This is a genomic window from Pseudomonas sp. NPDC008258, assembly GCF_042956345.1.
GTDB lineage: Bacteria > Pseudomonadota > Gammaproteobacteria > Pseudomonadales > Pseudomonadaceae > Aquipseudomonas.
The window spans coordinates 1-5,132 of record NZ_JBIBGE010000071.1 but is presented as its reverse complement, the minus strand read 5'-3'; the positions used below and the strand labels follow the sequence as shown (position 1 = coordinate 5,132).

Sequence of the window (5,132 nt, the reverse complement as noted above, 5' to 3'; positions counted from 1 at the left end):
CACCATTCTGACGGATTGGAATTGACTTGAGACTTTGGGGCCGCTGCGCAGCCCATCGCCGGCAAGCGCGGCTCCCACACCGAAGGCAGCGGGCTTGCGGGCAGAGTTCCCTGCGCGACAGCGCAGCCAGAAGGGCTGGGAGATCTCCCACAGGAAAACCACAAGCCTGAAGACTGTGGGGTCCCTGTGGGAGCGGGCGTGCCCGCGAAGAGGCCGGCACAGGTCAACCCATCATACGGGCCAACCGCTGCACTGCCACAGGCCATGACTGAAACCCTTAGGTCGGGCAGCTATGCGCCCCGTCATTCAAACCCTGCCGCACGTTGCGGCTCAGCAGACTGGCCTTGCCGTCATGCCAGGTCAGGGTCAGTACGTAGAGGGTGTCGAAGTCATCGCCGTTCCAGTCCTGGGTAATTACCCGATCTTCACCCAGGGCCTTGCCGGCCACGGTATTGATCAGCTCCGGGAGGTAACCGTGGGACCACGCGGTATAGACGGTCGCATTGCGGTATTTGTCGCTTAGCAACTCATCCGCCAGTTCATCGGTGTCGTTGGCGCCATAGTCGATGTTCACCGGCAGGCCCAGACGGATGGCGCTGGGGGTAATGGTCATCAGCGGGCGAATGTAGCTGTAGCTTTCATCCTTGCTGCCTTCCTCGACATGCCGCGAGGGGTTGGCGGCAAACACATAGTCGGCCTTGCCGAAGCGCTCGGGCAGCAATGTGGCCAGGTCCAGGGCACGGTTGAGGCCCTGGCAGTTCAACTGGCCCAGCCCCTCGCCCGGCTTTTCGGCATGGCGCAGGAACACCAGGGTCTGGGTGCCATCCACCGGTTGCGCGCGGCTTTCGACAGCCTCCAGCGCCAGCGGTACTGCGACAGCTGTCAGCATCAGGCTCAGCAGCAAGTGACGGCGACGGTGGAGGAATGTTGGCAACTTCATCAAGGCAGGCTCGTGTGGCAGTAAAAAAATCGGGTTACCCGCCACATCGCCCCATCAGTTGCAGGGCGCCCGTGTAGTGAATGCCATCCTTGGCAACGCGTGAGGGTCAGAGTGCCCCGAACCCGTTTGGTTCCTCCCTGGAGGTGAATGCCGTTCCCTAGGCAAGGCCTACGTTACGGGATGGGTGTTGCGCAATTGTGTAAGGTGCAAGAACCTGGGGTTGCATTGCAGGCGCTCAATCATCACGTGTCAGCACTTCCAACAGTTCAATTTCAAACGTCAGGTCCGAATTCGGCGGAATTGCGCCCACGCTGCGCTCGCCATAGCCCAGGTGCGCCGGTACCAGCAGTTTGCGTTTGCCGCCCACGCGCATGCCCATCAGGCCCTGGTCCCAGCCCTTGATCACCCGGCCAGTGCCGATCACGCACTGGAACGGCTTGCCCCGCGACCAGGATGAATCGAACTCGCTGCCATCGGCCAGCCAACCGGTGTACTGGGTGGTGATCAGGGCGCCTTTGACGGCGGCTTTGCCATCGCCCTCTACCAGGTCGATGATCTGCAGTTCTTGGCTCACGGGCACACTCCAATGCGAGAAAACAAAGGCGCCCTTTTCTCAGGAATGCACGGGTTTGGCAAGCTCACGTGGCGTTTCATGCTGGCGCATCGACCACAGTACACCGCCAACCACCAGCACGATTGCCGCGGCTTCCAGCAGGCTCGGCCCGGTCTGCCGCCACAGGAAGGCGTACAGCAGCGCGAACAGGGTCTCGAACACGATCAGTTGCCCGCTCAGGGTCAACGGCAAGCATTTGGATGCGGCATTCCACAACGCCATCGCCAGCCATGAACCCAGCACCGCGCAACCCAGGCTGGCCGCCCAGAACAACCACCAGCGCGACATAGGCGCTTCAACCTGCAACTGCTGCGGCTGCCACAGCGCAAGCCCGGCGACCATCAACAGGCTGGCCAGGCCGGTCATCACCCCGCACAGCACCGACCACTGATGGCTGTCGAAATGGCCACACTGTTTGAGGTAGCGGCTGTTTTGCACGGCGTACCAGGTCCAGCAGGCCAGAGCTGCCAGCGCGTAAAACAGGCCCAGCAGCTTGTCGCCGATATCACCGGGGGCAAACGCGAAGGTTTCCAGGTTGATGCACAGCATGCCGGCAAGAATCAGCGCCAGCGGGCCGACCAGCCGCGCCAGGGGCACCGCGCCGCTGTCGTTGCGGCCATACAGGGTGATGGTCAGCGGCAACACGCCGACGACCAGCGAAGCCGGGGCAACACCCAGCCGCTGGATCGCCGCCACCAGCAACACGAAGTACACCAGGTTGCCGATCACTGCCAAACGCAGCAGCATCCACGCATCGCTTGCCGTCAGCTGGCGCAACTGGCGCGCCATCGGCAGCGCCAGCAGCAACGAAATCACCCCGACCATCAGGTAGCGCACGCTGCTCAGCAGCATCGGGTTGAACTCGGGTAGCAGCTCGGGAACCATCAGCACCATGCCCCATAACGCACCGGCCATGCCGGCGTACATCACACCGCGTTTCACGTGTCTGCTCCTGTTTGAAAATGAGCGCAGGCTACCTGTATGCGGCGTGTCGGGCAAAAAATGAAGACACAGGGGCGACAGACCGCCATCAGCTGTTCTGCTCGAACACCTCTTGGCCGGTCAGCTCTTTGGTCTGGTTGGCGAAGCAGTACCAGGCGGGTTTCTCTTCCATGAAAATTTGCAGGTTGAAATCCCACGCCTGATCACCGTCTAGCAGGCCAACCGGCACAGCGTGGAAATCATTGGCCTTCAGCCGGTAATACAGGTGCGTGCCGCACTGGCCGCAAAAAGCGCGCTGTGCCCAGTCGGACGAATCGTAGACGCTGGGTGCACGCCCCTCGATCAGCGGGGGCTTGCTGCAATCAACCACCAGCAGCGGGCCACCGGTCCACTTGCGGCACATGCTGCAATGGCAGGCGCTGATGTGGGTGTTGTCGACGGTGACGGTAAGCCGGGTGGCGCCGCACAGGCAGGTGCCGTGTTTTTCCAGGGCCATGGCTGGCTCCTTGAACAGGGGTTGGGCCAGCAATTATAGATGCGTGTTCCGGCCTCATCGCCGGCAAGCCAGCTCCCACCCGATCGCATTGGCATAGCGCCATGCGCAATACCTGTGGGAGCTGGCTTGCCGGCGATAGGGCCAGTAGCGCCAGTACAACATTGAAGTCAGATGTATACGGTACCGCGCAAGTACAACGCCGCCCGCCCGCTGATGATCACCCGGCCATTACCCGGCACTTCACACAGCAACTGCCCTTTGCGCGCCCCGCCCTGCTCACAGCCCAGTACACGCTTGCCCAGGCGCTCGGCCCATACCGGCGCCAGCGAGGTGTGCGCCGAACCGGTCACCGGGTCTTCATTCACGCCCACCCGCGGGCCGAACCAGCGGGTGACAAAGTCAAAACCACGGCCTGCCGCGGTCACGGCAATACCTCGCACGTCGAAGGCGTTCAACGCAACGAAGTCAGGCTTGAGGGTGTCGAGCAACAGTGCATCATCGATCACCACCACATAGTCGTCGCTTTGGTACACCGCCTGCGCCTGGCTCAGGCCCAGCGCTTGCAGCAACCCTGCGGGGATGTCCACGGCAACCGGTTGTTTGGCCGGGAAGTCCATGGCCAGCAACCCATCGGCAATACGGCTGACACGCAGCTCGCCACTGCGGGTATTGAAGCGCAGCACCTGTGCCTGCTCGCCCAGTTGCTCGAACAGCACATAAGCCGACGCCAGGGTGGCGTGGCCGCACAGGTCAACTTCCACGGTCGGGGTGAACCAGCGCAGCTCGAAGGTTTCGCCGTTGCGCACGAAATAGGCGGTTTCCGACAGGTTGTTTTCTTCGGCAATGCGCTGCAGCACATCGTCCGGCAGCCAGCTTTGCAGCGGGATCACTGCGGCCGGGTTGCCACCGAACGGCTCGGCGGAAAAGGCATCGACCTGGAAAATTTCGAGTTGCATGCACACACTCCTTGTTGCCCGGGTGTTGCCGGGCTGATGTCTGGAAAAGGGTTACTGGCGTACGGGGGTCAATACGGGTTCGCCCGCAAAGAAGGCCTGTAGGTTGCGCAGCACCAGGGCCACCGTGTCACGCGCAGCTTCTGGCGACTGGCCGGCAACGTGAGGTGTGAGTACGGTATTGGCCAAGGCCTTGAGGGCGTCGGGCACTACCGGTTCGTCGTCGAACACGTCCAGCGCGGCGCCCGCCAGCTGGCCACATTGCAGTGCGGTAACCAGCGCCTGGGTGTCGACCACGCTGGCCCGGGCGATATTGACCAGGTAGCCCTCGGCGCCCAGGGCCTCCAGCACTTGGGCATCGACCAGGTGCCGGGTGTTGGCGCCACCGGGGGTGGCCACGACCAGAATGTCGACGGCAGCGGCCAGGTGCAGCGGGCTGTCGTACCAGGTGTAAGGCACCTCTTCGCGCGGCGTGCGGCTGTGGTAACTGACGGGCATGTCGAAGCCCAGGTTGGCGCGCTTGGCAATCGCCTGCCCGACAGCGCCCAGGCCAAGGATGCCCAGGCGCTTGCCACTCACCGAGGGGCTGATGACGCGGTTCCATTCGCCACGGCGGGTGCTGGCATCAGCGTGGGGGATATCGCGCAGCAGCGCGAGTAGCAGGGCAAGGGTGTGGTCGGCGACTGCGTTGGCATTGGCACCGGCGCCATTGGTAACGGCGATGCCGCGAGCGGCGGCAGCGGCCATATCGACTTGCTCGTAGCCAGCGCCGATTACGCAGATGATCTGCAAGTTGGGCAAGGCATCGATTTCGGTGGCAGTGAGGCCCAGCGGGCCGCGAGTGAGTACGGCATCGATTTCATTGGCGTGTTGCTGGATGGCGGCGGTGCGCAATTGCGGCGAGGGGGCGCGTATCAGGCGGTAGCCGGCCTGCTCCAGCAAGGGCAGGTAATCGTCGACGGTTTCCACCAGTACCAGGACTGTTTTGCGCATGTCACCTCCGGTCAATTCGAAGGGTCATTATGCGGAATGAGCAACCAGTACAGTCAATAGAAATAACAAGGTAAAACTGTACTGTACCGCCGCCCCCCTCCGGCGTTTTTCAAGGTAGTTGTCGCGTCCGCCGTCGTGCTACGCGACCTTTGTTACCACAGTCAGCGTTCTTTCGGGGTTCAGATAGACCGTTCC

General features: G+C 62.5%; 6 protein-coding genes. All 6 read right to left on the bottom strand.

The features are described 5' to 3' along the window. Window positions 1-277: 277 nt before the first annotated feature. Window positions 278-940 carry a histidine phosphatase family protein gene (locus ACFY9W_RS28945; RefSeq protein ID WP_391138250.1) on the bottom strand — a complete coding sequence of 221 codons (663 nt, stop codon included), beginning with the start codon at window positions 938-940 and terminating at the stop codon, window positions 278-280. 235 nt (window positions 941-1,175) lie between these two features. Next, a complete protein-coding gene (locus ACFY9W_RS28940) occupies window positions 1,176-1,514 on the bottom strand; it encodes an FKBP-type peptidyl-prolyl cis-trans isomerase (RefSeq protein ID WP_003254365.1) in 339 nt (112 codons plus the stop codon). Window positions 1,515-1,553: 39 nt separating this feature from the next. Next, complete coding sequence (locus ACFY9W_RS28935) at window positions 1,554-2,495, bottom strand: EamA family transporter (protein ID WP_391138247.1); 942 nt, start codon at window positions 2,493-2,495, stop codon at window positions 1,554-1,556. An 88-nt stretch (window positions 2,496-2,583) separates the two neighbouring features. Next, complete coding sequence (locus tag ACFY9W_RS28930; RefSeq protein WP_391138244.1) at window positions 2,584-2,991, bottom strand: GFA family protein; 408 nt, start codon at window positions 2,989-2,991, stop codon at window positions 2,584-2,586. Between the two features lie 167 nt (window positions 2,992-3,158). Next, complete coding sequence (locus ACFY9W_RS28925) at window positions 3,159-3,947, bottom strand: PhzF family phenazine biosynthesis isomerase (RefSeq protein ID WP_391138241.1); 789 nt, start codon at window positions 3,945-3,947, stop codon at window positions 3,159-3,161. Window positions 3,948-3,998: 51 nt separating this feature from the next. After that, window positions 3,999-4,937: an NAD(P)-dependent oxidoreductase gene (locus ACFY9W_RS28920; RefSeq protein WP_391138238.1), complete on the bottom strand. Its 939-nt coding sequence runs from the start codon at window positions 4,935-4,937 to the stop codon at window positions 3,999-4,001. Window positions 4,938-5,132: the final 195 nt, after the last annotated feature.

Coding starts and splice junctions, on each gene's coding strand:
- ACFY9W_RS28945 (WP_391138250.1), bottom strand. CDS start 940: ATGAAGTTGCCAACATTCCTCCACCGTCGCCGTCACTTGCTGCTGAGC.
- ACFY9W_RS28930 (WP_391138244.1), bottom strand. CDS start 2,991: ATGGCCCTGGAAAAACACGGCACCTGCCTGTGCGGCGCCACCCGGCTT.
- ACFY9W_RS28925 (WP_391138241.1), bottom strand. CDS start 3,947: ATGCAACTCGAAATTTTCCAGGTCGATGCCTTTTCCGCCGAGCCGTTC.
- ACFY9W_RS28920 (WP_391138238.1), bottom strand. CDS start 4,937: ATGCGCAAAACAGTCCTGGTACTGGTGGAAACCGTCGACGATTACCTG.